The 25,806-nt window shown below is 63.1% G+C and carries 25 protein-coding genes; 11 read left to right on the plus strand and 14 right to left on the minus strand.

The features are described 5' to 3' along the window. Window positions 1-5 precede the first annotated feature (5 nt). From FXV83_RS02550 to FXV83_RS02575, 6 genes are all read right to left on the minus strand, one after another. Window positions 6-1,223: an NAD(P)/FAD-dependent oxidoreductase gene (locus FXV83_RS02550; RefSeq protein ID WP_187435608.1), complete on the minus strand. Its 1,218-nt coding sequence runs from the start codon at window positions 1,221-1,223 to the stop codon at window positions 6-8. Window positions 1,224-1,233: 10 nt separating this feature from the next. After that, window positions 1,234-1,662 (minus strand): globin family protein, encoded by a 429-nt coding sequence (locus tag FXV83_RS02555; RefSeq protein ID WP_148737455.1) that lies wholly within the window; start codon window positions 1,660-1,662, stop codon window positions 1,234-1,236. 139 nt (window positions 1,663-1,801) lie between these two features. Further along, window positions 1,802-3,193, minus strand: coding sequence for an MFS transporter (locus FXV83_RS02560; protein ID WP_148737457.1), 1,392 nt, complete (start codon window positions 3,191-3,193; stop codon window positions 1,802-1,804). A gap of 336 nt (window positions 3,194-3,529) precedes the next feature. Beyond that, window positions 3,530-4,324: an ABC transporter ATP-binding protein gene (locus FXV83_RS02565; RefSeq protein ID WP_148737459.1), complete on the minus strand. Its 795-nt coding sequence runs from the start codon at window positions 4,322-4,324 to the stop codon at window positions 3,530-3,532. A 13-nt stretch (window positions 4,325-4,337) separates the two neighbouring features. Then, window positions 4,338-5,234 (minus strand): nitrate ABC transporter permease, encoded by an 897-nt coding sequence (ntrB, locus tag FXV83_RS02570; protein ID WP_148737461.1) that lies wholly within the window; start codon window positions 5,232-5,234, stop codon window positions 4,338-4,340. A gap of 63 nt (window positions 5,235-5,297) precedes the next feature. Next, a complete protein-coding gene (locus FXV83_RS02575; protein WP_148737463.1) occupies window positions 5,298-6,617 on the minus strand; it encodes a CmpA/NrtA family ABC transporter substrate-binding protein in 1,320 nt (439 codons plus the stop codon). Window positions 6,618-7,286: 669 nt separating this feature from the next. Between FXV83_RS02575 and FXV83_RS02580 the strand changes: the two genes are divergently transcribed. After that, complete coding sequence (locus FXV83_RS02580) at window positions 7,287-8,126, plus strand: formate/nitrite transporter family protein (protein ID WP_148737465.1); 840 nt, start codon at window positions 7,287-7,289, stop codon at window positions 8,124-8,126. Between the two features lie 256 nt (window positions 8,127-8,382). After that, window positions 8,383-10,119, plus strand: a complete 1,737-nt coding sequence (locus tag FXV83_RS02585) for a bifunctional protein-serine/threonine kinase/phosphatase (protein ID WP_187435611.1) — start codon at window positions 8,383-8,385, stop codon at window positions 10,117-10,119. 220 nt (window positions 10,120-10,339) lie between these two features. Here the strand turns inward: FXV83_RS02585 and FXV83_RS02590 are convergent, their stop codons facing one another. Further along, window positions 10,340-11,209, minus strand: a complete 870-nt coding sequence (locus FXV83_RS02590) for an SDR family oxidoreductase (protein ID WP_148737466.1) — start codon at window positions 11,207-11,209, stop codon at window positions 10,340-10,342. Window positions 11,210-11,312: 103 nt separating this feature from the next. Here FXV83_RS02590 and FXV83_RS02595 point away from each other — a divergent pair, with 103 nt between their 5' ends. Further along, window positions 11,313-12,206, plus strand: a complete 894-nt coding sequence (locus FXV83_RS02595; RefSeq protein ID WP_148737468.1) for a LysR family transcriptional regulator — start codon at window positions 11,313-11,315, stop codon at window positions 12,204-12,206. A gap of 22 nt (window positions 12,207-12,228) precedes the next feature. Here the strand turns inward: FXV83_RS02595 and FXV83_RS02600 are convergent, their stop codons facing one another. Further along, on the minus strand, window positions 12,229-13,146 hold the full coding sequence (locus tag FXV83_RS02600) for a dioxygenase family protein (RefSeq protein ID WP_148737470.1): 918 nt from the start codon (window positions 13,144-13,146) through the stop codon (window positions 12,229-12,231). Window positions 13,147-13,313: 167 nt separating this feature from the next. Here FXV83_RS02600 and FXV83_RS02605 point away from each other — a divergent pair, with 167 nt between their 5' ends. Beyond that, a complete protein-coding gene (locus FXV83_RS02605; RefSeq protein WP_148737472.1) occupies window positions 13,314-14,588 on the plus strand; it encodes a serine hydrolase domain-containing protein in 1,275 nt (424 codons plus the stop codon). A 48-nt stretch (window positions 14,589-14,636) separates the two neighbouring features. On the opposite strand, the gene FXV83_RS02610 is transcribed toward FXV83_RS02605, so the two are convergent. The 3 genes from FXV83_RS02610 to FXV83_RS02620 all read right to left on the minus strand — a co-directional run bounded on the left by FXV83_RS02610 (window position 14,637) and on the right by FXV83_RS02620 (window position 17,551). Beyond that, complete coding sequence (locus FXV83_RS02610; protein WP_148737474.1) at window positions 14,637-15,956, minus strand: TRAP transporter large permease; 1,320 nt, start codon at window positions 15,954-15,956, stop codon at window positions 14,637-14,639. Then, complete coding sequence (locus FXV83_RS02615) at window positions 15,953-16,468, minus strand: TRAP transporter small permease (protein ID WP_148737476.1); 516 nt, start codon at window positions 16,466-16,468, stop codon at window positions 15,953-15,955. Before FXV83_RS02615 ends, FXV83_RS02610 begins: the two co-directional genes overlap by 4 nt. A gap of 84 nt (window positions 16,469-16,552) precedes the next feature. Next, window positions 16,553-17,551, minus strand: coding sequence for a TRAP transporter substrate-binding protein (locus FXV83_RS02620; RefSeq protein WP_148737478.1), 999 nt, complete (start codon window positions 17,549-17,551; stop codon window positions 16,553-16,555). A gap of 430 nt (window positions 17,552-17,981) precedes the next feature. Between FXV83_RS02620 and FXV83_RS02625 the strand changes: the two genes are divergently transcribed. After that, a complete protein-coding gene (locus FXV83_RS02625) occupies window positions 17,982-18,323 on the plus strand; it encodes a DUF1236 domain-containing protein (RefSeq protein ID WP_148737480.1) in 342 nt (113 codons plus the stop codon). 103 nt (window positions 18,324-18,426) lie between these two features. Here the strand turns inward: FXV83_RS02625 and FXV83_RS02630 are convergent, their stop codons facing one another. Beyond that, entirely contained in the window at window positions 18,427-19,158 is a 732-nt protein-coding gene (locus tag FXV83_RS02630; RefSeq protein ID WP_148737482.1) for a cytochrome c biogenesis CcdA family protein, read from the minus strand. Between the two features lie 207 nt (window positions 19,159-19,365). After that, a complete protein-coding gene (locus tag FXV83_RS02635) occupies window positions 19,366-19,632 on the minus strand; it encodes a hypothetical protein (RefSeq protein WP_148737484.1) in 267 nt (88 codons plus the stop codon). A gap of 113 nt (window positions 19,633-19,745) precedes the next feature. Between FXV83_RS02635 and FXV83_RS02640 the strand changes: the two genes are divergently transcribed. The 6 genes from FXV83_RS02640 (at window position 19,746) to FXV83_RS02665 (ending at window position 24,674) form a co-directional block, all read left to right on the plus strand. Beyond that, the gene (locus tag FXV83_RS02640; protein ID WP_148737486.1) at window positions 19,746-20,024 is read left to right on the plus strand and encodes a hypothetical protein; all 279 of its coding nucleotides are present in this window, start codon (window positions 19,746-19,748) and stop codon (window positions 20,022-20,024) included. A gap of 97 nt (window positions 20,025-20,121) precedes the next feature. Further along, window positions 20,122-21,168 (plus strand): LysR family transcriptional regulator, encoded by a 1,047-nt coding sequence (locus FXV83_RS02645; RefSeq protein ID WP_148737488.1) that lies wholly within the window; start codon window positions 20,122-20,124, stop codon window positions 21,166-21,168. Window positions 21,169-21,197: 29 nt separating this feature from the next. Beyond that, the gene (locus tag FXV83_RS02650; protein WP_045008888.1) at window positions 21,198-21,569 is read left to right on the plus strand and encodes a helix-turn-helix domain-containing protein; all 372 of its coding nucleotides are present in this window, start codon (window positions 21,198-21,200) and stop codon (window positions 21,567-21,569) included. 415 nt (window positions 21,570-21,984) lie between these two features. After that, window positions 21,985-23,346: a L,D-transpeptidase family protein gene (locus tag FXV83_RS02655; protein ID WP_148737492.1), complete on the plus strand. Its 1,362-nt coding sequence runs from the start codon at window positions 21,985-21,987 to the stop codon at window positions 23,344-23,346. Between the two features lie 119 nt (window positions 23,347-23,465). After that, a complete protein-coding gene (locus FXV83_RS02660; RefSeq protein ID WP_148737494.1) occupies window positions 23,466-24,287 on the plus strand; it encodes an enoyl-CoA hydratase in 822 nt (273 codons plus the stop codon). Window positions 24,288-24,392: 105 nt separating this feature from the next. Further along, window positions 24,393-24,674 carry a hypothetical protein gene (locus FXV83_RS02665; protein ID WP_148737496.1) on the plus strand — a complete coding sequence of 94 codons (282 nt, stop codon included), beginning with the start codon at window positions 24,393-24,395 and terminating at the stop codon, window positions 24,672-24,674. Window positions 24,675-24,717: 43 nt separating this feature from the next. On the opposite strand, the gene FXV83_RS02670 is transcribed toward FXV83_RS02665, so the two are convergent. After that, on the minus strand, window positions 24,718-25,797 hold the full coding sequence (locus FXV83_RS02670) for an isocitrate/isopropylmalate dehydrogenase family protein (protein ID WP_148737498.1): 1,080 nt from the start codon (window positions 25,795-25,797) through the stop codon (window positions 24,718-24,720). Window positions 25,798-25,806 lie beyond the last annotated feature (9 nt).

Genomic DNA, 25,806 nt, shown 5'->3' on the forward strand with positions numbered 1-25,806 from the left:
CCCCGTTAAGCTGCTTTGGAGGGACGCGCGAGCGCGCGGCCGAACATCATGTCCGTGCGGATTGCTACAACCTTTTCGCGATTGCGGATCAGCTCGAGATACCAGAGCGCATCGATGGTATCGCCGATCAGCACGGCGCCGGTGAGCCGGCCGTCGGCGATGACGAGCTTCTTGTAGGTGCCGCGCCTGCGGTCGGTGAGGACCAGGCTCTCGCTGCCCTCCCCGCCCATGAAGTCGCCGGCGGAAAACACGCTGACGCCCGAGACTTTCAGATTGGTCGAGACCACGCTGCCCTGGTAGGAAGCAGGCCGGCCGGCAAGATGCCGCGCCAGCACCCGCGCCTGCTCATAGGCCGGCTCGACCAGGCCATAGCAGATGCCGCGATGTTCGGCGCATTCGCCGAGCGCGTAGATGTCGGGCGAGCCCGTCTGCATCTCATCGTTGACGACGATGCCGCGGTTGACCGCGATGCCGGCGTCCTTGGCCAGCGCGACGTTGGGCCTGATGCCGGCGGCGAAGATCACGGCGTCGGCTTCGATGCGGCTGCCGTCGGCGAGCTCGACGGCTTCGACGTGCCCCTCACCATGGATGCGGGCGGTCGAGGCATTGAGGAGTATGCGGATGCCCTTGCGCTCGACCAGCGTCTTGAGCAGGTCGGCGGCCGGCAGATCGAGCTGGCGCTCCATCAGCCGGTCCATCAGATGCAATAGCGTCACCGGCGCACCGGCCTTGGCCAGCCCATAGGCCGCTTCGAGCCCGAGCAGGCCGCCGCCGACCACGACGACGCGCTTCTTGGCCGCGGCGAGCGTCAGCAGCAGGTCGACGTCGCGGGTGTCGCGGAAGGTGTGCACGCCGGCAAGGTCGGCGCCTGATACGTTCAGCCGCAGCGGCGTCGAGCCGGTGGCGAGCACGAGTTTGGAATATTCCATGCTCTCCTCGCCTTCGATCTTAAGCTCGCGGCGACCGGTATCGATCTCGGTGACACGATAGCCATAGCGCACCGTGACGCCGCGATGGCGCCACCAGTCGGCCGGCCTGAGCTCGATCTCGTGCGAGCCGGTCTCCCCGGCAAGCACGGAGGAGAGCAGCACGCGGTTGTAAGCGAGCCGCGGCTCTTCGCCGATCACGGCGACCGCGTAGCGGCCGAGCGAGGTCTTGGCGAGTTCATCGACCAAACGCGCGGCCGCCATACCGTTACCGACGATGACGAGCGGTTCACTCACGAGACATCTCCTATTCAGCGGCCTGCGGCTGCGCGCCGTAGGCCTCGGAAATCATGAAGCCGGACAGCACGCCGTAGGCGTCGGTCCAGGCTTTTGCCAGTTCGGGCGTCCAGGCTTCGCCGAGACCCTTTTCCAGGGTCCACAGCAAGGTCGCGCCGACCACCGGATAGTGCTCGGCCTTGGCGCCGTAAGCGACGTGACGCTTGGCCAGCGCCGAGGCCGCGGGAAGGATTGATTCCAGGTTCGACAGGCCGCCGACGACGGCGGCGAGCATGCCCATCAGCTTCTTGCGCTGCTCGGTCATGTCCTCGGGAAACATCGCGCGCACGGACGGCGCCACCTCGAACAGGCGATCGTAGAACAGCACCGCAGCCTGCGCGGAAATCGGCGCGACCTTGGAAAAGCTCTGCTGGACGAGGGTGATCTGTTCGGGCGTCATGATGTTCTCCTGGCTGTTAGGTCCGCCTTTGTCCGCGCCATTGCGGAAAAAGTTCATGGGTCAAACTTTCCGGCCAATGCTTCTCCCCGCGTACGGGAAGAAGCGAGATTCGTACCAAGTGTTAGGCTCGCACCAAGAGTCAGACCCGCGCTTCGGCGAGGCTTGGCGCGCCTTCACCCTGCGGGCTGCGACGCAGGTAGAACCACCAGGTCAGCGCGAGGCAGGAGGCGTAGAAAGCGAGATAGATCGCGAGCGCGAGCTGCGGTCCGCCGGTCAGGGCGATCGACTTGCCGAAACCGCTCGGGATCAGATAGCCGCCGACGGCACCGACCGCGCCGATGAAGCCGACCGCCGCACCGCTCTCGATGCTCGCCGTCTTCATGGCCAGCGCACGCGCCACATCGCCCTGGCCGCGCACCTTGAACAGGTTCTGCTCGCGAAAGATCGAGGGGATCATGCGGTAGGTCGAGCCGTTGCCGATGCCCGTGGTCACAAACAGGATCAGGAACATTGACAGGAAGCCGATAAAATCCTTTTGCCCGACGAAATAGACCACGCCGACCGTCGCCGCCGCCATCGCAATGAAATTCCAGAATGTGATGATGGAGCCACCGATCTTGTCGGCGAGCCAGCCGCCCAACGGCCGCGACAGCGATCCGACGAGAGGCCCGAGGAATGCGATCGCGATCGTCACCGTGGGGAATTGCGTCTTGATTAGCAGCGGGAATGCCGCGGAATAGCCGATGAAGGATCCGAACGTGCCGATATAGAGATACGCCATGATCCAGGTGTGCTTGCGCTTGACCACCGCGAGCTGGTTCTTGATCGACGACTTGGCCGTGGTGAGATTGTTCATGAAGAACACCGCGCCGAACACCGCGATCGCGATCGGCAGCACCCACATCAGACCGGCGTTCTGAAGGAAGACGCCGTCGACGGGGCTCGCCTGGAACAGATTGATGACGGCGAGCGTCATCAGGATCGGGGTCAGCAGCTGCACGCTGGAGACGCCGATATTGCCGCCGGCCGCGTTCAGGCCGAGCGCCCATCCCTTCATCCGGTCGGGGAAGAAGAACGAGATGTTGGTCATGCTGGAGGCGAAGTTGCCGCCGCCGAGGCCCGCGGTCGAGGCAATCAGCAGCATCAGCCAGAACGGCGTGTCGGGCTCGCTCACGAAATAAGCGAGCGACAGCGTCGGGATGAACAAGATCGCCGCGCTGAAGATGGTCCAGTTGCGGCCGCCGAAAGTCGTGACCGCGAACGTATAGGGAAAGCGCATCAAGGCGCCGATCAGTCCCGGCACCGCGACGAGCTGGAACAGCTGGTCGGTGGTGTAATGGAAGCCCGCCTGCGGCAGCTTGGTGGTGACGATGCTCCAGATCAGCCACACCGAGAAGCCGATATGCTCGGCCACGATCGACCAGATCAGGTTGCGTCGCGCGATGGTCTTGCCAGTCGCATTCCAGAACGCCTCGTCTTCGGGGCGCCAGTCTGAAATCCATGTGGAGTTCAGAGTCGGATTCTTCGTCATTGAGTATCCCTTCTAGGCTCACCGCTGCGCCGTTGCAGGCTCAGCCTCCAGGCAAGGAGGCGCGCGCCGAGGCCAAGCCCCGGTGGCGAGTTCACGATGCTGATTGATGATGTTGAGGGACGTCGTCGTTGGCGTCAGAAAGGGTGCTTCAATTTCCGTGCCAATTGCGCGCGATTGGGAAATACAGAGAATTCAGGGGCTTATTCGCGTTGCCCGAAGCTTTTGCAGGCAGATTTCGCATGCAAATTTTGCGATTCGCTCAATCCTTGTGCGGCGCACAAGAATTGAGCGCGATGTCTGTTATTTGTGCGAGCACGTCACGTGTTAACGACGCGCTTACGCGGCTTCGACGAAGCGGTGTCGCTCATAGAGGAATTCGAGCACGCGCTGCCGGCACTTCAGATAGGTGGTGTTGGTGGCGAGCTCGAGCCGCTTGCGCGGGCGCGCCAGCGGCACCTCCAGCACCTCACCGATGCGCGCGGACGGACCGTTTGTCATCATCACGATGCGGTCGGAGAGCAGCACGGCCTCGTCGACATCGTGGGTGATCATCAAAATGGTGTTGCCGAGCTTCTGGTGCAGCGCCATCACCGAATCCTGGAGATGCGCGCGGGTCAGCGCGTCGAGCGCGCCGAAGGGCTCGTCGAGCAGCAGCACCTTCGGCTCCATGGCGAGCGCGCGGGCAATGCCGACGCGCTGCTTCATGCCGCCACTGACTTCCGAGGGGCGTTTGTCCTTGGCATGCGCCATCTGCACGAGGTTGAGATTGTGCATGACCCAGGCGTCGCGTTCGGCGCGCGACTTGGTCCTGGCAAAGACCTTGTCGACGCCGAGCCTGACGTTCTCGTAGACAGTGAGCCAAGGCAGCAGGCTGTGGTTCTGGAACACCACGGCGCGGTCGGGACCCGGCGAGTTGACCTCGCGGTTCTCCAGCAGCACGCCGCCGGTGGTGGCGCCGGTCAGGCCTGCGATGATGTTCAGCAGGGTCGACTTGCCGCAGCCGGAATGGCCGATGATCGAAACGTATTCGCCCTTCTCGATCGTCAGGCTGATGTCCTTCAGCACCTCCGTGGAGGCGGCGCCGCGGGTAAAAATCTTGTCGATGTGGTCGAGCTTCAGATAGGCGGTCATGTGCTCTCTCCCCTCAGTTCTGCGCGGTGCCGCGGGTGACGATCTTGCCGAGGCCTGCGATCAGGCGGTCGAGCACGAAGCCGATGATTCCGACGTAGAACAGTGCCAAGATGATCTCGCTGATGTGCGAGGAATTCCAGGCATCCCAGATGAAGAAGCCGATGCCGACGCCGCCGATCAGCATCTCCGCCGCGACGATCGCAAGCCACGACAGGCCGATGCCGATGCGAAGCCCCGTGAAGATATAGGGCGCCGCCGCCGGGATCATGATCTTGCCGAAGAACTCGAGCGGATTGAGCTGCACCACTGCCGCGACGTTGCGATAGTCCTGCGGAATGTTGCGGACACCGACCGCGGTGTTGATGATGATCGGCCAGATCGAGGTGATGAAGATGACGAAGATCGCCGAGGGCTGGCCGTCGCGGAACGCCGCGAGCGACAGCGGCAGCCAGGCCAGCGGCGGGATTGTGCGCAGCACCTGGAACAGCGGATCGAGCCCGCGCATCGCCCAGACCGATTGCCCGACCAGCACACCGAGCGCGATGCCGGCGACCGCGGAGAGCGAATAGCCGAGCGCGACGCGCTGCAGGCTGGCGGAGAGATGCCAGAACAGACCCTTGTCGATGCCGCCATGGTCGAAGAACGGATCGAGGATCAGCTCCTTGGTGTCCTTGAACACCTTTGATGGCGGCGGCAGCGCCGAGCCCGCGCGGCGGCAGATGAGCTCCCATACCAGCGCCAGCAGCGCGACCACGACCAGCGGTGGGATGACGCGAACGGCGGTCTCCCTCGCCATCCGCGCGTATGTCTCGCTCCGTGGCGGCCGCTTCGGCGTCATCGCGACGACCGGCGCGGCGGGACCCGCAGGCGTCGCGGTCTCAATGTCCATCTTGGTGGCAGGCATGTTCATTGCAATCTCTCTCCGGCTTCGCAAGGACGATGCGGCCGCCCACCGGGCGGCCGCTGGCTCCCATCAGACTTCGACGCGCTTGATCGCGAGCGATTTCAGATAGGCGGCCGGATTTTCGGGATCGAACACCTTGCCGTCGAAGAAGGTCTCCTTGCCGCGCGAGGTCGAGGTCGGGATCTCGGAGGCTGCGACACCGAGCGTCTTGGCCGCATCGCGCCACATGTCTTCGCGGTTGACCTTCGCAATCAGCGCCTTGCTGTCGAAGGTCGGCTCGTACTTGCCCCAGCGGATGTCCTCGGTCATGAACCATAGGTCGTGGCTCCTGAACGGATAGGAGGCGAAGTCGCGCCAATACTTCATGACGTGCGGCGAATTCTCGACCACCTTGCCGGGAAGACCGTAATCGAACTTGCCGGCGGTGCGGTCGAGCACGTCTTCAACCGGGCAGTTCATCCACTGCCGCTTGCCCATGATCGCCGCGAGCTCGGGCTTGTTCTCGGCCTTGTCGGACCATTGCTGGGCCTCCATCACGGCCATCAACATCGCCTTGGCGGCCTTCGGATATTTGTCGACGAAGGCTGCTCGCATGCCGAAAGATTTTTCGGGATGCTTGTTCCAGAGTTCGCCGGTCGTGACCGCCGTGTAGCCGATATTCTGGTGGATCAGCTGCAGGTTCCAGGGCTCGCCGACGCAGAAGCAGTCCATGGTGCCGACCTTCATGTTGGCCACCATCTGCGGCGGCGGCACCACGATGGTTTCGATGTCCTTGTCGGGATCGATGCCGCCGGCCGCGAGCCAGTAGCGGATCCAGAGGTCATGCGTACCGCCGGGGAAGGTCATCGCCGCCTTCACGGACTTGCCGGAGGCCTTCTTCTTCTCCAGGGCAGCCTTGAACGGAGATGCATCGACGCCGAGCTTGAGATCGGCATACTCGTTCGCAACGGAGATGCACTGGCTGTCGAGATTGAGCCGCGCCAGAATGTACATCGGCGTCGGCTGGTTGTTCTGCGTCACCTTACCGGCCGAGATCAGATACGGCATCGGGGTGAGAATATGCGCGCCGTCGATGCCGTTGCCTTCGGACCCCAGCACGAGGTTGTCGCGCGTGGTGCCCCAAGACGCCTGCTTCTGCACGTCGACGTCGGGCATGCCGTATTTGGCGAACAGGCCCTTGTCCTTGGCGACGAACAGCGGGCCCGCGTCGCTCAGTGCGATGAAGCCAAGCTTGGCGCCCTTGACCTCGGGGCCCGCATCCTGCGCGAACGCGCCGGCAGGGAAATTCAGCTTAACTGCGGCGAGAAGTGCGGCGGTGCTGCCGGTCGCCTTCAACAATTGGCGGCGGCTGAGGCCACTCTCCGAGGGCCGGCGAATGCGCTTGGTCATAACTGGTGTCGTCCTTTGCGTCGTTGCGAATGATTGCGTCAGTGCACACGAGCAGCCCGTCCGTCCGGCGACGCCTGAAGCAGCGCATGCGAACGCGCGACGGGGAAACCCCGCCTGGTGGCGTCGGCAATTCGGATGAGAAGTCTCGCGGGACGGCTTCAATGGCGTCGGCCTGGAACTATTCAAGCTTCATGCCAAGCGCGCTGTGGCGGAAAACCTTGGCTAGTGAGTGGGTTACGAAGGCTGTGCCAGACTGTCGCAGGCGTTGTTCCGCACGGGAAATTTGCGATCTGCCCACTCGGTGTGCAGCGCACAAAACTTATGCAATCGCTTAAGCAAAGGGCCGCAGCGCACGCAAAAGCCGGACCAGCGAGCGCACCATCTATTTGATATCACTTTATTTTCTTAACCGATCAACCCGGCACGCAATTTGCATTTCCATGGACGTCAACGATGACTGCGGCTTTGCCGCATTGTTGCGGCCGCTGGCGGCTGCAGCCCGGAAGCTCAACAGCCTTACGGCCTCCCCGGCTCGGTCGTCGTGACGCGATTCCCAAGGCTTCCAAAGTTCTCCAGACCTCGTGCGCGGCAACCTGTCCGCACGGCCAATGATGTTCAGCCGCGCTCCTGGGCGTGGCGATCCCACTTACGAAGCAAAAGGAACCATTGATGTCGTATCTCGCGCCTTCGGAATTCGTCACCAAGATGGTGGATGCAGGCGAATCCAAGATCTTCATGTCCACCCGGGATACCATCATCCGGGCCTACATGGCCGGCGCCATCCTCGCGCTGGCGGCATGGTTCGCCGTCACCATCAACGTGAACACGGGCCAGCCGCTGATCGGAGCGCTGCTGTTTCCGGTCGGATTCGCCATGCTGTACCTGCTCGGCTTCGATCTCCTGACGGGCGTGTTTGTTCTCTCGCCGCTGGCGCTGATCGACAAGCGCCCGGGCGTCACGCTTGGCGGCCTGCTGCGAAACTGGGGCCTCGTCTTCGTCGGCAACTTCGCCGGCGCCTTCACCGTGGCCTTCATGATGGCGTTCGTCACCACGTTCGGCTTCACGCAGGACCCGGACAAGGTCGGCGCCGCCATCGGAAACATCGGCGAAGGGCGAACGCTCGGCTATGCCGCGCACGGCGCCGCCGGCATGGCGACCCTGTTCATGCGCGGAATGCTCTGCAACTGGATGGTCTCGACCGGCGTCGTCGGCGCCATGATCTCGACCTCGGTCTCCGGCAAGGTCATCGCGATGTGGATGCCGATCCTGGTGTTCTTCTACATGGTGTTCGAGCATTCCGTCGTGAACATGTTCCTGTTCCCGTCGGGCCTGATGCTGCACGCAAAATTCTCGATCATGGATTATCTGATCTGGAACGAGATCCCGACCGTGCTCGGCAACCTCGTGGGCGGTCTCGCCTTCACCGGCATGACCCTCTACGCCACGCACGTCATGACCCTGCCGAAGCGCCAGGCCGGCAAGGCTACGCCGCCCCGCGTTGCGGCCTGATCGAACATATCTCGACAGAGGAGCCTCGTCCGGTCAGGGTGAGGCTCCCCTCTCCCGGCAGGGCGATCGCATCTGAAAAAGAAGTCGGTGTGCGGTTTGCTTGTGGCCGATCCTTCGAGACGCCCGCTTTGGCGGGCTCCTCAGGATGAGGTCTTGTTTCGCGGCGAAATCTTAGACCCTAATGGTGAGGAGCCCGCCAAAGCGGGCGTCTCGAACCATGCAGGCCGAGCACTTTCATGGCCCGCCTCTCCCGGTGATGACGATGACCCGCGGACTCCTGATTTCGGTCGGCCAGCACTCCGATAGGGGTCGCAAGCCTATCAACCAGGATTTTCACGGCGTCCTGATTCCGGAAGAGCCTCAGCTCAGCCTGAAGGGTATTGCGGCCGTTCTGGCCGACGGGATCTCGAGCAGCACAGTGAGCCAGATCGCCAGCGAGTCGGCGGTCAAGAGCTTCCTGATGGATTATTACTGCACGTCGGAAACCTGGACGGTGAAGACGTCCGCCCGCCGCGTGCTGGATGCAACCAATTCCTGGCTCCACGCGCAGACGCGCAAGAGCCAATATGCCTATGACCGCGACAAGGGCTACGTCTGCACCCTCAGCGCCATGGTCATCAAGGCGACCACCGCGCACATCTTCCACGTCGGCGATTGCCGCATCTACCGCGTCGCCGGCAAGGCGCTCGAGCAGTTGACCGACGATCACCGCATCATCGTATCGTCGGAGCAGACCTATCTCGGCCGTGCGCTCGGCATCAACCCGCAGCTCGAGATCGACTACCAGGCCTTCGAGATCGAGGCCGGCGACACCTTTATCCTGGCAACCGACGGCGCCTACGAATTCGTCGATCATCGTTTCATCACGAGCGCGCTTAGCGAACACGCGGCCGAACTCGACGAGGCGGCGAAGGCGATCGTCGACGAAGCATATCGGCGCGGCAGCGACGACAACATCACCGTCCAGATCCTCCGCGTCGATGCGGTGCCGCAGCGCGACCCAACCGGCATCTTCAACCAGACCTCCGAACTGCCGCTTCCTCCGCTGCCCGAGCCGCGGGCGATGTTCGACGGCTACCGGATCGTCCGGGAGATCCACGGCAGCAGCCGCAGTCATATCTATCTTGCCGTCGATGCGGAGACCGACGCGCCGGTCGCGCTCAAGCTGCCGTCGATCGACCTGCGCGACAATGCCGCCTATCGCAAGCGCTTCCTGATGGAGGAATGGATCGCGCGCCGGATCGACAGCCCGCACGTGCTGAAGCCGCTGTCGCAGTCGAGACGGCGCAGCTATCTCTACGTCGCGACCGAATTCATCGAAGGGCAGACCCTCAAGCAGTGGATGACCGATAATCCGCGCCCCGATCTCGAAACCGTCCGCGGCCTGGTCGAGCAGATCGCCGCGGGCTTGCGCGCCTTCCACCGCATGGAGATGCTGCATCAGGATCTCAGACCCGACAACATCCTGATCGACAGGACGGGCACCGCGAAGATCATCGACTTCGGATCGGTCAGGGTGGCAGGCGTCACCGAGGCGGCGCCGCTAGGTGAGGCCGACGAAATTTTGGGCACGGTCCAATACACGGCGCCTGAATATTTTCTCGGCGAAGGCGGCTCGCCGCGCTCCGACATGTTTTCGCTGGCCGTGATCTGCTACCAGATGCTCACGGGAAAGCTTCCCTACGGCAGCCAAATCGCCAGGATCCGGCGCAAGGCGGACGTGCGGAGGCTCCAGTATCGCCCAGCCGGCGACGACCGCAACGTGCCTGCGTGGGTCGATGGCGCACTCAGGCGCGCTCTGCATCCGGATCCCTACAAGCGGCACGAGGATCTGTCCGAATTCGTCTTCGAGCTGCGCTCGCCCAATCCGGCCTATCTCGACACGCGGATCACGCCGCTCTTGGAGCGCAGCCCGCTGATGTTCTGGAAATTGACCACTGCGGCGCTCGCCTGCACAGTCGTCGTCCTGCTCGCACTGCTGCACGCGCGGTAGGGCATATCAGGTCGTCATCCGGGGCGCGAAGCGAACCCCAATGCGCGATTGCACATTGGGGGATCCATTGGGCCGCAGTGACTGTTGAGACATGGATTCCGGGCTCGCGACGTTGTCGCGCCCCGGAATGACGGAGCAAAATAACAATAAGGGAGACGCATCATGAGCGACGGCATGGTTGTCGCCGTTCATCCCTGTTCGGCCTGCTCCTCCCGTGCCGTCAGGCCGAGCCGACGATCTCTGCCGCGAAATCGCGATAGGAGCGCAAGGGGCGGCCGAGCAGCGCAGTCAGGCGCGCAACGTCGCCAGCCTCGGGGATCATGCCCTCGCTGAGGAAACGCTCGCTCATGAGGCGCATGTCGTAAGCCATCCAGCTCGGCATGAACTGCCTGAGGTTCTGCTCGAACCTGCCGGTGTCGTCGCCGCCATAGGCGATCGTGCGGCCCAGCACCGCTGTCCAGATCGCGGCGACGTCCGAACCGGCCAGCGTAGCCGGACCGACGAGATTGATCCGCTCGAGCGGGAGCAACCCGGTGGCCTGCCCGCGGCGGATGAGCTCGATCGCCGCGACCTCGCCGATGTCGCGTGCGTCGATCATGGCGAGACCCTTGCTGCCGATCGGCATCGGGTAGACACCGTGTCCGAGCACGACATCCTTGATCGTGAGATCGTTGTTCATGAAATAGGCGGGCCGCAGGATGGTGGCGTTGAAGCCCATCCGCTCGATCATCCGCTCGACGCCGAACTTGCCCGCGAAGTGCGGCACGTTCACGTAGACATCGCTGTGGATCACCGACAGGTAGACGATCCGTTCGATGCCGGCCTCGCGGGCGAGATTGAGCGCAATCAGCGCCTGTGTGAATTCATCGGGTACGACAGCGTTGAGCAGGAACAGGGTGGAGACACCTGAGAACGCGCCGCGCAGAGATTCGACGTCGAGCAAATCACCCTGCGCGACGGTGACGCCCGCCGGAAAGTTGGCCTTGGCGGGGTCGCGGACGAGCGCGCGCACATCGGCGCCGCGCCGGGCGAGTTGTTCGATAACTTGGCGGCCGACTGTGCCGGTCGCTCCGGTAACGAGGATGGTCATGGGGATCACTCCGGTTTGGGTCAAAAGACACCCCCAAAATTAGTGATCCACATCCGGACCAATAGACGGTAGACTTGGACAGACCGTCTCACTGGTGGAACGAATGGACCTGCTTGCCCTCGCCGATTTCAATCTTGTCGCCCGGCACGGCGGGTTTGGACGGGCCGCGCGCGCCACCGGACGCCCGAAAGCAACCCTGTCCCGCCGGGTGGCAGAACTCGAGAGCAGCCTCGACTTGCGCCTGTTCGAGCGCGGAGCGCGCGCATTGAAGCTCACGCAGGAAGGACGGGCACTTTACGAGCGGACGGGCGCGCTGCTGACCGAACTCGATGAAACGGCGGCAGCGATCGCTTCAGGTGGGGAAAGACCGCGAGGCAGCTTGCGGATCAGCGCGCCTTTGCTGTTCTCGCAGACCGCGATGGGGAAGCTCGCGGCCGGATTCGCGCTCAGATATCCCGAGGTCCGCCTTGAGGTCACGACGGAAGATCGCTCCGTCGACATGGTGGAGGAAGGGTATGATTTGGTGATCCGGGTCAATCCAGATCCGGATGAAAGCCTTGTCGGTCGAATCTTCCTGCGCGACCGGCTGGTGGTCGTGGCGAGCCCGGACCTGAAACGACCGAGCGATAATCTCGCTGTGCCGGCTGTCATGCGCGGAGCGGGCGACCGGAAAACAACCTGGGAAGTGACGGTGCCAAGCGGACGATCGCGCATCGCGGTTGATCCGGTCCTTCGCCTGTCATCGCTCGTCATGGTCCGCGATGCGGTCCGCGCGGGCGTCGGCGCCGCACGGCTCCCGGTGTCACTGGTCAGTCACGATCTGGCTGCCGGCACGCTGGTGCATTGGGGCGACATCGACGGACCAGAGATCGCGCTGTGGACGCTCTATCCATCACGCCGGCTCTTGAGCGCACGCGTATCCGCCTTCATCGAGTTCATGAAGGAAGCCTTTCCGATGGGGACGCCTGACGAACTGGCAGCCTTTATCGGGCGCTGACGTACACCCCGTCGGCGAGCCGTCAGGCCGGCTCCCCGACCTTTACCCCGAGCGGTTTCGGCGCCATGCCTCCCCCGGGCTTGAGGTGGAATTCGTAGCTCATCAAATGCCACTGCCCATTTGCCTTGGAGCCGTCGGGCATCGTCGGATCGTTGCGCGGCTCGATCTTGGCGATAAGATCATCCTTGACCCCGAACACCACGTCGGAATCCAGATATTTGTCGCCGCCCATGAAGACGTGGGTGATCAGCGGCTCAAAACCCTTCGCATTCACCAGGAAATGGACGTGGGCCGGGCGCATCGGATGCCGCTTGGTCTGCATGATCATCTCGCCCACGGGACCGTCGGTCGGGATCGGGTAGCTGCACGGCAAAATGGTGCGGAAGAAGAAGCGGCCGTCGCTATCGGTGATGAAGCGCGCCCGCGCCGAGGCGCCGACTTCGTCGTAATTTGACTTCTGTGAATCGTAGAGCCCATCATCGTCGGCGTGCCAGACGTCGACCGGCACGCCCGCGAGCGGCTTGCCCTTGAGGTCGGTGACGCGGCTCTGCACGAACATCCGCTCGCCAGTGAGATTGTTCGGGGAGATGTCGGTGCCGTGTGCGGTCACCTTGTGCTCGCCGACATAGAACGGGCCAAGCACCGTGGTCTGGGTCGCACCCTCACGGTCGCGGTGGTTGACGGCATCGACCAGCATGGAGACGCCGAGCACGTCGGACAGCAGGATGAATTCCTGACGGGTGTCGGTGCATTTCTGGCCGGTGCGGGTCAGGAAATCGATAGCGTAGTCCCATTCCTCAAAGGTGAGACCGGTCTTACTCACGTAATCGTGCAGCGACTTCACCAATTCCTGGAGCAGGAATTTCGCGCGCGGATTCGGCGTGTTGTCGAAGCTCTTGACGACGGCTTGCGTGAGCTCGGTCTCGTTGAACTGGGTCATGTTGCGTTTGCCTGCGATTTTCTCGTTGGCCCCTGAAGGGCTCCTTGGAAGCGTTCCAAGGTAGAGACTATACCAATCGGCGGGGGCCGCGTTAAGCGCGATGCGCTTGGAATGGGGCTGCCATTTCGGCTATCAACCTCCTGAGAAAAACCTGCCCGGAGGAACTGATGCTCGCCCCGACCCCCGCCTCGCCTGAATCCGTCGGCATGTCCAAGGCCGCGCTTGACCGGATCGATGCGCATCTGAAGAACCGGTACATCGATGCTGGCCGCTTCCCGGGCAGCCATCTGCTGGTCTATCGCCGCGGCAAGGTCGCGCACAGCTCGGTCCAGGGCCTTGCCGACGTCGAGCGCAAGGCGCCGGTCAAGGACGACACCATCTACCGCATTTATTCGATGACCAAGCCGCTCACCAGCGTCGCCTTCATGATGCTGGTCGAGGAAGGCCTCGTCGCGATCGACGAGCCCGTCGCCAAATACATTCCGGAATGGAAGGATCTCGGCGTGTTCGTCGCCGGCACCTCGCCCGCCTTCCTGACTCGGCCGCCGTCCCGGCCGATGCTGATCGTCGACCTGCTGCGCCACACAGCCGGCCTCACCTACGGCTTCCAGCAGCGCTCCAATGTCGACGCCGCCTATCGCACCGAGAAAATCGGCGAGGTCGAGAAATCCGGCACGCTCCAGACCATGATCGAGAGCCTCGCAAAGATTCCGCTGGAGTTCTCGCCGGGCGAGGCCTGGAACTACTCCGTCGCGACCGACGTGCTCGGCTATCTCGTCGGCAAGATCGCAGGGATGCCGTTCGAGCAGTTCCTCAAGGCACGGATCCTCGATCCGCTCGGCATGGCCGACACCGACTTCCACGTCCCTGCCTCCAAGGCGCACCGCTTCGCGGCCTGCTATTCCGCCGACCCGGGCGGCGGCATGACCTTCCATGCCGGGCAGCGCCGGGAGGGCCTGACGCTCCAGGACGACCCGACGACGAGCTCGTTCCTCACCCCGCCGTCCTTCATCTCCGGCGGCGGCGGGCTGTGCTCGACCGTTGCCGACTATCTCACCTTCTGCCGCGCGCTGCTCAATGGCGGCGAGCTCGACGGCGTCAGACTGATCGGGCCGAAGACGCAGGCACTGATGACGACCAATCACATTCCGGGCGGACGGTCGCTGCCGGAGGTCTCGCGCTCGCTGTTCTCGGAAGCTACCTACAACGGCATCGGCTTCGGGCTCGGCTTTGCCGTGACCATGCGCCCGTCCGAGACGCTGATCGCCGGCAGCCCCGGCGAATACAATTGGGGCGGCGCGGCGACGACGTCGTTCTGGATCGACCCCGCCGAGGAGCTGATCGCGATCTTCATGACGCAGGTGCTGCCGTCCAGCGCTTACCCGATCCGGCGCGAGCTGCGCAGCATGGTCTACGCCGCGATCACCGAAAGCAATCTCTAGGCAAAATGGACCGATCCCGCGGCATCAGGGCCGCGGGATCACGCCCACTCATTTCAACATTTCCGGCACGAGCAGGCGCGGCAGGAACAGCGACACGCTCGGCCAGATGATCAGCGCGGCCAGCACCAGCAGCATCGGCACCAGCATGATGGCGGTGTCCTTCAGCGCAAAGCGCAACCGCACGCCGGCGATCGAGCAGGCAATCATCAGACACAAGCCATAGGGCGGCGTCACCAGCCCGAAGGCCAGCGAGACGATCGAGATGATCGCAAACTGCACCGGATGCAGGTCGACCGATTTCGCCAACGGCTCCAGCACCGTGCCGACAATGATGATTGCCGGAATGGCGTCGAGGAAACACCCCACCACCAAAAAGCAGAACGAAATGAAGAAGCCGGCACCGATCGCGCCCATGCCCCAGGTCGAGACGTTGGCCAGCAGTTCCTGCGGGATCCGGTAATAGGCCAAGAGCCAGCCGAACGCGCTTGCGGTGCCGACGCAGAACAGCGCGACGCCGGAAAGACGCCCGGTGTCGAGCAGCGCCTTGTAGAGTTCGCGCGCCCCGGTTTCACGGTAGAAGAACGTCGATAGCGCCACGGAATAAAGCACCGCGACGCATGCGGATTCGGTCGCGGTAAACCATCCGAGCAAAATGCCGCCGACGATGATAAACGGCGTCGTCAGCGCCGGTATCGACCGCAAGATCGCCCACCACATATCCCGCCAGCTGTCCTTCGGATAGGTCGGATAGCCGCGGCGCACGGCATAGACGTGCACCGTGGCCATCTGCGCGCCGGCGATCAAAAGGCCTGGCACGATGCCGGCGAGATACATCGCGGCGATCGAGGTCGAGATCAGTCCGCCCCACACGATCATCAGAATCGAGGGCGGGATGATGACGGCGAGCACAGCGGAGACCGCGGTGATGGCGATGGAGAACGAGAGGTCGTAGCCCTCCTTGGTCTGGGCGTCGATGAAGATCTTGGATTGGCTTGCCGCATCCGCGGTGGAAGAGCCGGAGATGCCGGCAAAAAACACCGACAGCACGACATTGATCTGCGCCAACGATCCCGGCCAGTGCCCAACCATCGAGCGCGACAACGCGACCAGGCGGTCGGTGATGCCGCCGATGCTCATCAAATTGGCGGTCAGCAGGAAGAACGGCACCGCTAGCAGGATGAACGAATTGTAGGCGTTGAAGGTTTCCTGTGCGAGCGTCATGATCGACAGGCGCGGCTCGATCAAAAGGATCGGTACACAGGCAAGCCCGAGCGCGAAGGCGACCGGCACGCGAATGATGAGCAGGCCAACGAAAGTCCCGAACAGGACCATGGCGGCCTGTCCGGCAGAAAGAATATTACCGCTCATCGATTTGCCCCAAACAGAATCCGCATCTCGTCGACGATCTGTTCACCGGCAAACACGATCCACGTCACGCCGGCCGCGGGCCAGGCGACATGGATCATCCAGAGCGGCAGATCCGCCAGTTCCGACGTACGGTTCCAGGCGAACCGCGTAAATTCGAGCCCGGCCCACACGAACACCACCGCCATCACCAGGATGCCGAGGCGCGCGAGAATCCGCACCGCCGCCTCGCCTCGGCGCGACAAATCGGGCCAGACGTCGACCTCGAAATGCTGCGACTCCCTTATGCCGACCATGGCGCCGATCATGATCGTCCAGACGAACAGGAAGCGCGCCATCTCCTCGGTCCAGATGTAGGACGGAATGAACGGCGTGTAGCGCGAGATGATCTGCAGCGTGACCGGAACGACCAGAATGCCGACACAGGCGGCGAGCAGGATTTCCAGCAGTTTTGCATAGGCCGCCGTTGCTCGGCGCCATAGCGACGGGTTCGGTGGCATCGGTATTTCAGTCATCATGGCTCCGGGAGATCACAATCACGGAACGGGGCAAGCCGTCTGGCTTGCCCCGACTTCCTGCCGCGTGGACAGCGACAATTCTCAGGCGACGTTGATCTTCTCGAAGATGCCCTCGGCGCCGATTTCCTTGGCGTAGGTAGCCATCACGGGATCGGCGAGTTTCTTCATGGCGTCGCGCTCCTCGAATGGAACGCGCTTGAGCTTGCCCGCCTTCTCCAACGTGTCGAGCTTGACGACTTCCTCGCTCGATTCCAGTTGGCGGCCATAATCGCCGGCCTCCTTGCCGGCCTTCATGATCGCGTCCTGCAAATCCTTCGGCAAGGTCTTCAGAGTTTTCACCGAGAAGCAGATCGGCCGGATCGATACCGCGTGCTGCGTCAAGCTGAGGTGGGGTGCGACTTCGTAGAACTTCATCGCCTCGACACCGGCCGCCTCGTTTTCGCCGGCCGAGATCACGCCGTTCTGAATGGCGTTGTAGACCTCATTATAGGCGATCACGGTCGGGCTCATGCCGACTGCCGCAAAGGTCTTCGACCAGATCGGCGCGCCCTGCACGCGAACCTTGAGCCCCTTGAGATCGGCAAGATTCCTGAGCGGCTTGTTGGCGAAGATGTTGCGAATGCCGCCGCCGGAATAGCCGATCAGAACGACCTCGGCCTTGGCCGCGACTTCGTCGGCGATCGGCGCCAGGATATTGGCCTCGACGACCTTGTTCATGTGCTCGATGCCTTTGAACACGAAGGGCGCATCGATGAACGGGGCCGCCTTGGCGAAGGTCGACATGTGGGCCGGCGAGACGATGCCGTAATCGACCGCCTTGCCCTGCGACATGTACTCGAAATACTGCTTCTCGAGGCCGAGCGAGGAGTTCTTGTGCAGCGTGAAGTTGACGGGCTTGCCGTAGTACTTCTTGACCAGCTCCTCGAACCGGATCAGTGCCCGGTTGAAGGCATGGTCGTCGTTGAACTGGACCGCGCCGTTCAACGTGATCGGCGCTTGCGCCCTGAGGATCGACGGCACGCCCATCGTAGCCGCCGCAGTGGTCGCACCGATACCAGCGAGAAATGACCTTCGCTTCATCGTCTTCCCTCCCTTTGATGCTCCGGCCCTGTAGCCCGGCCGTGAGCGCAGCCGGTATGCGGCTTGCGAAAGGGAAGCGTATGTAAAACGTTGGCGGGACGGAAGTCATTTCGCGTGCGCTGGAGGTACTCTCCGTCGCAGGGCTACTCCAGCACGACCTGTTGCACTGCAACTGGCGTCCCTTTTGGTCCGTTGGCGCGCGGCAGGCTGTATGGGCGGCCTTAGTCGGCCGCGAACACCGGCAGGGACATTGCAGCAACCATCAGCGCTGCGGTCGCTATCTTCAGCTCCATTCCCCCTCGAGTTCACCGGACATTCCAGCCCGGTAGATTTACGGACGGGAAAAACCGGCAATTTGTTCCGATCCCCCGAGGGAACGCCGCCTGCGATGAGAGGTTGTCGCGGCGCATATTCCAACGAGGAGGACAAGATGAAGAAGCTGTTGCTGCTTTCCGCTGCGGCGGTCCTGATTTCGACCGGCGCTTTCGCGCAATCGACCGTGGTGACGACGACCGGAACCGGTCACGCGGTGGTTCAGATCGAGCCGGAGTACCGAACCAGGATCAAGTCCTACATCACGGAACATCGCCTCCGTCCGGTGACAACGAAGGAAAAGATCATCGTCGGCGCGACGGTGCCGAGCGAGGTCGAGCTCGAGGCCGTTCCCGCGGACTGGGGCCCTTCGCTCATCAAGTATCGCTACGTCTATTCCGGCGATCGCGTGATGCTCGTGGATCCGGGCTCCCGAACGGTCGTTCAGGAAATCGACTGATCAGATGCGATGAAGGAAGTGGCCGTCTTGAAGGCGGCCGCTATCCCGGAGCGGCCCCACATGGAATCGCATCGAGAGGTGAGCGTCGGACCCGGCTGAGGCTCTACCCGATCGTCTGCAATGCCGGGAACGTCTCGAGCAGCCAGATGCTCACGTTCGAAACCGCGCCGGTGAGAAATCCGATGCCGGTGATCACCATCAACACGCCCATCGCGCGCTCGACATTGACGAGCTGGCCCTTCATGCGTGCGAACAGTGTGGAAAACTGTTCGATCATCAGGGCAGCGATCAGGAAGGGAATGCCGAGGCCGGCGGAATAGACTGCGAGCAGGCCTGCGCCCTTGGTCACCGTCGCTTCGGCTGCCGCGATCGAGAGGATCGCGGCCAGGATCGGGCCGATGCAGGGGGTCCAGCCGAAGGCGAAAGCGAGACCCATGATGTAGGCGCCCCACAGGCCGACGGGCCTCGGGATCGGCATCCGGCCCTCGCGCATCAACAGGCCGATCCGCGTCAGTCCCAGGAAGTGCAGACCCATCACGACGATGACGATTCCGGCGAGAATCGACAGCTCGGCCGACCAGGCGCGGATCAGCCCGCCGATCAGCGAGGCGCTGGCACCGAGCGCCACGAAGACCGTGGAGAAGCCGAGCACGAACAGCAGCGCCGACATCATGATCGCGCGCTTCGAGGCCGAGGCTGGCTCGTTGCTCTCGACATGCTCGATCGTGGCGCCCGTCAGATAGATCAGATAGGGCGGCACCAGAGGCAGGACGCAAGGAGAGAGGAAGCTGACGAGGCCGGCAATCAGCGCCGCCGGGATCGAAACATTTTGCATGATGAAGTCGGAGCCATCTCATGCTCCGGGACCGCGTGCGAAAATGCACGCCGGATCGGAGCCGAACCGGCTCTGGTGTAACCGATGCGGAAGAATGCGCAACTGAGGCGCTATCAAACCAGGGCTCCTCCCGATGCCGTCTGCAATCACAGATGCGGCATCGGGACGCGCACAAATCTCGCGAAAAAGCGAAATTCGGCGGCGCGGCTACTTCACCACGCGGAGCAGCGGACGCCGGGGCTGGTCCTGCGTCTGCTTGGAGGGCGGCGGCGGTTCGCTGGCGGCGCTCCGCAGCATTTCGTCGCACAATGCCTTGAGATCGGCATCGTCAATTCCTTTGAGTCTCATCCGCACATCGAGGATGACGATGGACAGCAGCTCGGCCGACTCACGGCTGTTGCTCTCGTTGAGAACCTTGCGGCACTCCTCAAGCGTCTCCAGCACCGACTGCAATTGTTCGACTGAATGCGACACCGGCGTTCTTTCCGTTAATTCGGCCTGCGAAAAGTATTTGTGACGATCCCCTCGGCCCCCATGCCAAATGCACGATAGCATGGCGAGTCCGCGCCTTCGAATACGATTTCAGCATGTTTCAGCTTCGAAACCGGGATTCCGTTGGCTGTCACGGCGCTGCGCACGCGAAGCTCGAAGCACTCACGGATGAAACGCCTGGCGCGCTGAAGATGATCCACTTCGCAGGGCTGCTCGCAAGGTCGCGCGAACTTTCGCACGACGCCTTCGGATCCAGACGAAACTGGCAATCCCGCAGCCATTTCAAGGCCCGCAACGGAACGCACGCGCACCCCTTTTCCAGGCGATCAATTGCCCGATTCCCCAGCCTCGGCACACTCGAATACCACTTTTAGCACGGTAAGGATGGCGTTCAAAACTCACCGATCCCCAACCCGCCGTGGTTGTGGTTCGCGCTAGATTCTGCCAGTTTAGTGACCGGAAGGGACTTGTATGCACTCCGTGGCGGAAAGGGGCGTTCCACTGGAAGAACGCTCAAAGACAAATCTCAGCGGCCTCTCGGATTGGGATGCTGCGCGGATCTTTCTGGAAGTCGTCCGATGCGGCAGTTTCCGCTCGGCGGCCGAACGCCTGTCGCTGTCGATCAACGCCGTCCGCCGGCGGATCGATGATTTCGAGCGCCAGACCGGCACCACCCTGTTCACCCGCGACGTCCACGGCACCCATCTGACCGACGACGGCGCGCTGGTGGTCTCCGCAGTCGAGCGGATGGAAGCGGCCACCTTCGACGTGCTGCGCGCCAGCGATTCGATGGCCAACGCTCTGTCCGGCGAAGTCCGCGTCGCCGTCACCGAGGGGCTCGGGACGTTCTGGCTCGCTCCGCGGCTGGTCGAATTCCAGCAGGCCTATCCGAAGATCCTGGTCGATTTGCATTGCGCGATGCGCTCGGCCGACGTCTCCCGCCATGAGGCGGATGTCGCCATCCACCTGTCGCGGCCTTCAGCGCTCGACATCAAGCTGGTGCGGCTCGGCCGCATGCATCTGATGTTCTGGGCCGCCGAGAAATACATCGCAAAACACGGCGCGCCGCGGACCGCGGCGGAATTGATCAAGCACCGCCTGGTGCTGCAATTCGCCGACCAGCTCGCCGCCAAGGAATCCTTCGAAAGCTTCTTCCCGGGCGTTTCGGAACGTGACCTTCTGGTCATGAAGACCAACGTCTCAAGCGCCAACTACTGGGCTGTCGCGAACGGTGCCGGCATCGGCGTGTTCCCGAGCTACGCCATTGCGCTTGGCGGGAAGTTGATTCCACTGGAGGTCGAGCTGAACAGACCGCTGGATATCTGGCTGTCCTACCACCCCGGTAGCGGCCGGATACCGAGAGTGCGGCACATGATTGATTGGCTGATCGAAGCTTTCAATCCGGCGCGATTCCCGTGGTTTAAGGAAGAGTTCGTGCATCCGCATGAATTCAAGGACGAGTATATGGGCGAACCCCTGACCCACCTCTTCGGGGGATTTTCAACCGAAGAACGATGAGAAAAAGTATGAAAACAGCGGCGAAAAGAATGAAGCAGCGCAGTGCCGGCAAGCCCGACATTGAGCTGGGCAAACGCATCCGTCTGCGTCGTGTCGAGATGAAGATCTCGCAGGCGGAGCTGGGCGACAAGCTCGGCGTCAGCTTCCAGCAGGTTCAGAAATACGAGAAGGGCGTCAATCGTGTCGGCGCGGCTCGGCTTCAGCAGATCGCCACCGCCCTCGATGTGCCCGTCACCTTCTTCTATGACGGCGACAACAAGGCGCGCGAAGTCGAGAGCCTGCTCTTCCTCGACAGCGCTTTCAGCCTCCGCCTGTTGCGCGCCTACAGCAAGATCAAGGACCAGACGGTACAGCGTCAGCTGGTCTCGCTGATGGAATCGATCGCGGCGAACGAAGCCTAAGGATCGATCGACGGTCTGGCCTTTATGGCCGATGTTCAATCCGCCGCGTCACGGGGCGCGGCCGGATTGAACGAGACCGACTGGATCCAACGTACTGGATCAGACGTACTGGATTAGATCTGGGCCCGCGCGCAGCGCGCGTGGCCGTTGGTTCTCGGGGCGGCCTGACCGCCCCTTTTTCTTGGCATTCATACCCGCCATGCGTCGCGTTTTCGCGAACCCATCCCGCTCCTGTCGCGACCCAATCGAGAGACCCGCATCGAAACGCGCGGGGCACGCGATGCGCCATGGTTAAGGGGACCGCAATCCCGAGGCGCTAGCCTCCCGCCGATTTTCGCGAATCGGCGCCGGTGGCCGGGAATTGCCAATGCGAGCGCCCGCCCGGGCCTCGTGCTCATGGGGAAAGATAAGACACATGTCGAAGCGCTATGCCGTGATCATTGCCACGGGCTGGTTCATGGGCCTGTTCGCCAGCGCCTCCGCGCCTGCGCAGACCGAGACCACGGGACAGACCGGCCCCAAGCCGGCGACGGCGGCCGGCACCGTGCCGGCTGCCGTCAATCCGGCCCATGCGGCTGCGCCGAAAGCCGCCACTTCGTTGCCCGCTTCGACCCCGGAGGGCCGCTCGGCCGCGGCACTCGCGCTGACGCATGAGCCGACCTATGACGAGGGCTCCGCGCAACGGATCAGGGACGCGGCCTTCAGCTATTCCGATATCGCGGTGCGCGGCGGCTGGCCGATGATCCCCGCCGACGCCAAGTTCGCGCTCGGCGTCCAGGGTGCGAACGACGAATTGCTGCGCAAGCGGCTGATCGTCTCCGGCGATCTTGTGGCGGACAAGACGAGCGGCACCTTCGATCAGGATGTGGCGGACGCCGTGAAACGCTTCCAGGCCCGTCATGGACTGGCGCCAACGGGATTGATGAGCCCGCGCACGATCGCCGCGATGAACGTGTCGGTGCAGAAACGCATCCGCCAGCTGGAGGCTTCGCTCGAGCGGCTCGAGAACATGAACTTCGGCTTCGGTCAGCGCTATGTCGTGGTCAACATCCCCGCGGCCTTTGCCGAGGCGATCGAGAACGACGTCGTGGTGCGGCGCTATCGCGTGATCGTCGGCAAGACCGAAAAGCCTTCACCGACGCTGACCGCGTCGATCACCAGCGTCGTCCTCAACCCGACCTGGACGGTGCCGTCCTCGATCGCCAAGAGCGAGATCTCGGCGCATATGCGCAAGGATCCCACCTACCTGTCGCGCATGCACATGGATGTGCTCGACGGCCACGACAATCCGATCGATCCGCATTCGGTCGACTGGTCGGGCACGCACGCGCCGAATTTCACCGTGCGCCAGCAGAACGGCACCTTCAACGCGCTTGGTGCGGTCAAGATCGACATGCCGAACCCCTATTCGGTCTACATGCACGATACCAACCAGCGCAATCTGTTCAGCGACGACTATCGCTTCGATTCCCACGGCTGCTCGCGCGTCGACAACGTCCGCGATCTCGCCGCCTGGCTGCTGAAGGACCAGCCGAAATGGAGCCGCGCTGCGATCGACGCCGAAATTGCCAGCGGACAGCATCTGGAGGTCGCGTTGGCGAAGAAGGTGCCGGTGGCCTGGATCTATCTCACCGCTTGGATGACCAAGGACCAGACCGTCCAGTTCCGCAATGACGTCTATAACCAGGACGAGCAGTTGCTGCAGGCCACCGCCGAAGAGGCAGCGTTCTTCAGCAATGCCACCAATCACCCGCTCACTGCGCACATGGTGCAGTAAGCGCGACCGCGCCATGCAATCGCGGCACAAGCGGATGCAAAGCCCCTCGCCCTGACGCGGTTGACCCCGGCCTCGCCGCGGTCGCACATTGCGCCCCGCCAACGACGAGCGGGTGCGCAATGCCTGAGATATCCAATACAACTGAAACCTCATACGCCGACGGCAAGATCCTCAGGCACGCCACGGGCGGCGTCGGCGTGATCACCTTCAACAATCCCGACAAGCGCAACGCGATGTCGCTGGAGATGTGGGAGGGGTTCGGCGAGGCGCTGACGAGCCTGCGCGACGACGCGGCGGTCCGCGTCGTGATCCTGCGCGGCGCCGGCGGCAAGGCGTTCGTGTCGGGCGCCGACATCAGCCAGTTCGAGAAGACCCGCCACAACGCTGCGGCGTCCGCAGAATACGCCAAGCGCAGCGCGGCCCAGCGCGTGCTGCTAGCCGACTATCCCAAGCCGACGATTGCCAGCATCCAGGGCTTTTGCCTCGGCGGCGGCATGCAAGTCGCGATGCTCGCCGACATCCGCATCGCTGCGCATGCCAGCCAGTTCGGCATTCCCGCCGCAAGGCTCGGCATCGCCTATGGCTATGACGGATTGCGGCACCTGGTGTCGCTGGTCGGCCCGTCCTGGGCGCGGCTGCTGATGTACACGGGCATGCGCATCGATTCCGCCGAGGCGCTGCGTATCGGCCTCGTCGAGCGCGTAGTTCCGGACGATCAGCTCTGGGGCGAGACCATGGCGATTGCGCAAGGCATTTCGGAGAACGCGCCGCTGGCGATCAAGGCCGCCAAGCTCACCATCGCGGAGGTGCTGAAAGACGAGGGCCAGCGCGATATGGACGCGATCAAGGCGATCGGCAATGCCTGCATGGACAGTGCGGATTTCCGCGAGGGCCGGCAGGCCTTCATGGAGAAGCGCAAGCCGCAGTTCCAGGGACGCTGAAGCTGAACCGGCGTTCAGGAAGATTAAATTCCTCGCGCGCCTGCGCCGCAGTAGCAACGAATTGATTTCCTGCCGGTTCTTTCGCCATCAACGAGGGAGATGGCGATGAATCCAAAATTTGCTGTTCTTGGTCTGGCTGCGCTGGGTGGTGTGGTGCTCGCTTCGGGGCCGGCGCTCGCGGCGATGCCGAACGGCATCCCGCAGGCGGATCGAATTGCGAGCGGCCCGGCGGCCGAGGTCGATCAGGTCCGCTGGGTGTGTAATCCCTGGGGCCGCTGCTGGTGGCGCCCGAGCTATTACGGCGCTTACGGCTATTATGGCGGCCCGCGACGCTTCTACGGCCCGCGCCCGTGGGGCTGGGGTCATCGCCACTGGCGCCGCTGGTGATCTCAAGAAGGGGGCCGCGAGGCCCCATTTCTGTGCCTGACTGCTAGAGCGCGGCCAGCACCGCTTTCGTGATGTCAGCCGTGCCGTTGCGCCCGCCGAACTCCATCGGCTTGATGCCGCCTGCATAGATCTGGTCCACTGCACGCTCGATTGTCTCGCCGGCCTCGGCGGCGCTCTCGACGCCGTGCTTTTCGGCGAGCCAGTCCAGCATCATCGCGGCCGACAGGATCATGCCGGTGGGATTGGCCTTGCCCTGCCCCATGATGTCGGGCGCGGTGCCATGGCAGGGCTGGAACACGGCGTACTTGTCGCCGATGTCGGCCGACGGCGCCATGCCGAGGCCGCCGATCAGGCTCGCGGTGATGTCGGAGACGATGTCGCCGAACATATTCTCCATCACCAACACGTCGAAATCCCAAGGGCGCTTGACCAGCATCGCCGAACAGGCATCGACATAGAGCCGGTCGGTCTTCACATTCGGATGGCGCTTCTCGATCTCGTCGAAGATGCCGCGGAAGAAGGCAAAGGCCTTGAACACGTTCGCCTTGTCGACGCAAGTGAGCACGCCTGGCTTGCCGCGCGCCTTGCGCCGCTCGGCCAACCGAAACGAAAACTCGAACAGGCGCTCGGAAGTCTTGCGCGTGATCACCATGGTCTCGCGCGCGTCCTCATGCGTGACGACGCCCTTGCCCATCGAGGCGAACAGGCCTTCGGTCGATTCTCTGATCACGACGAGATCGATGCCGCGCTTGTCGGCGCCGACGATCGGGCTCGGCACGCCCGGAATCAGCCGCGCCGGGCGAACGCCGGCGTAGAGATCGAAGATGAAGCGCAGCTCGATCTGTGGCGCGATCTCGGTATTGTCGGGGTAGCGCACCGACGGCAGCCCGCAGGCCCCGAGCAGGATCGCGTCCGCCTCCTCGCATAGCTTGATCGTCGAATCCGGCATCGACTTGCCGGTCGCGAGATAGTTGTTGGCGCCCGCGGGTGCCTCGGTGAAACGAAAGCTCAAGCCCGACTTCGCCTCGATCTTGCGCAGCACCTCGATCGCCGGCGCCATGACCTCGGGACCGATGCCGTCACCGGCGAGCACGGCAATGTGGAAGGCGTTGTTTGCGGACATTAGGATCCC

This window comes from Bradyrhizobium hipponense (assembly GCF_008123965.1).
GTDB lineage: Bacteria > Pseudomonadota > Alphaproteobacteria > Rhizobiales > Xanthobacteraceae > Bradyrhizobium > Bradyrhizobium hipponense.

Excerpts from the sequence above, each read along its gene's own strand:
- FXV83_RS02670 (WP_148737498.1), bottom strand. The coding sequence starts at position 25,797 with ATGTCCGCAAACAACGCCTTCCACATTGCCGTGCTCGCCGGTGACGGC.
- FXV83_RS02605 (WP_148737472.1), top strand. The coding sequence starts at position 13,314 with ATGCTCGCCCCGACCCCCGCCTCGCCTGAATCCGTCGGCATGTCCAAG.
- ntrB (WP_148737461.1), bottom strand. The coding sequence starts at position 5,234 with ATGAACATGCCTGCCACCAAGATGGACATTGAGACCGCGACGCCTGCG.
- FXV83_RS02630 (WP_148737482.1), bottom strand. The coding sequence starts at position 19,158 with ATGCAAAATGTTTCGATCCCGGCGGCGCTGATTGCCGGCCTCGTCAGC.
- FXV83_RS02555 (WP_148737455.1), bottom strand. The coding sequence starts at position 1,662 with ATGACGCCCGAACAGATCACCCTCGTCCAGCAGAGCTTTTCCAAGGTC.
- FXV83_RS02645 (WP_148737488.1), top strand. The coding sequence starts at position 20,122 with ATGCACTCCGTGGCGGAAAGGGGCGTTCCACTGGAAGAACGCTCAAAG.
- FXV83_RS02665 (WP_148737496.1), top strand. The coding sequence starts at position 24,393 with ATGAATCCAAAATTTGCTGTTCTTGGTCTGGCTGCGCTGGGTGGTGTG.
- FXV83_RS02655 (WP_148737492.1), top strand. The coding sequence starts at position 21,985 with ATGTCGAAGCGCTATGCCGTGATCATTGCCACGGGCTGGTTCATGGGC.
- FXV83_RS02615 (WP_148737476.1), bottom strand. The coding sequence starts at position 16,468 with ATGACTGAAATACCGATGCCACCGAACCCGTCGCTATGGCGCCGAGCA.
- FXV83_RS02565 (WP_148737459.1), bottom strand. The coding sequence starts at position 4,324 with ATGACCGCCTATCTGAAGCTCGACCACATCGACAAGATTTTTACCCGC.
- FXV83_RS02575 (WP_148737463.1), bottom strand. The coding sequence starts at position 6,617 with ATGACCAAGCGCATTCGCCGGCCCTCGGAGAGTGGCCTCAGCCGCCGC.
- FXV83_RS02650 (WP_045008888.1), top strand. The coding sequence starts at position 21,198 with ATGAAGCAGCGCAGTGCCGGCAAGCCCGACATTGAGCTGGGCAAACGC.
- FXV83_RS02595 (WP_148737468.1), top strand. The coding sequence starts at position 11,313 with ATGGACCTGCTTGCCCTCGCCGATTTCAATCTTGTCGCCCGGCACGGC.
- FXV83_RS02560 (WP_148737457.1), bottom strand. The coding sequence starts at position 3,193 with ATGACGAAGAATCCGACTCTGAACTCCACATGGATTTCAGACTGGCGC.
- FXV83_RS02610 (WP_148737474.1), bottom strand. The coding sequence starts at position 15,956 with ATGAGCGGTAATATTCTTTCTGCCGGACAGGCCGCCATGGTCCTGTTC.
- FXV83_RS02580 (WP_148737465.1), top strand. The coding sequence starts at position 7,287 with ATGTCGTATCTCGCGCCTTCGGAATTCGTCACCAAGATGGTGGATGCA.
- FXV83_RS02600 (WP_148737470.1), bottom strand. The coding sequence starts at position 13,146 with ATGACCCAGTTCAACGAGACCGAGCTCACGCAAGCCGTCGTCAAGAGC.
- FXV83_RS02640 (WP_148737486.1), top strand. The coding sequence starts at position 19,746 with ATGTTTCAGCTTCGAAACCGGGATTCCGTTGGCTGTCACGGCGCTGCG.
- FXV83_RS02585 (WP_187435611.1), top strand. The coding sequence starts at position 8,383 with ATGACGATGACCCGCGGACTCCTGATTTCGGTCGGCCAGCACTCCGAT.
- FXV83_RS02620 (WP_148737478.1), bottom strand. The coding sequence starts at position 17,551 with ATGAAGCGAAGGTCATTTCTCGCTGGTATCGGTGCGACCACTGCGGCG.
- FXV83_RS02625 (WP_148737480.1), top strand. The coding sequence starts at position 17,982 with ATGAAGAAGCTGTTGCTGCTTTCCGCTGCGGCGGTCCTGATTTCGACC.
- FXV83_RS02590 (WP_148737466.1), bottom strand. The coding sequence starts at position 11,209 with ATGACCATCCTCGTTACCGGAGCGACCGGCACAGTCGGCCGCCAAGTT.
- FXV83_RS02660 (WP_148737494.1), top strand. The coding sequence starts at position 23,466 with ATGCCTGAGATATCCAATACAACTGAAACCTCATACGCCGACGGCAAG.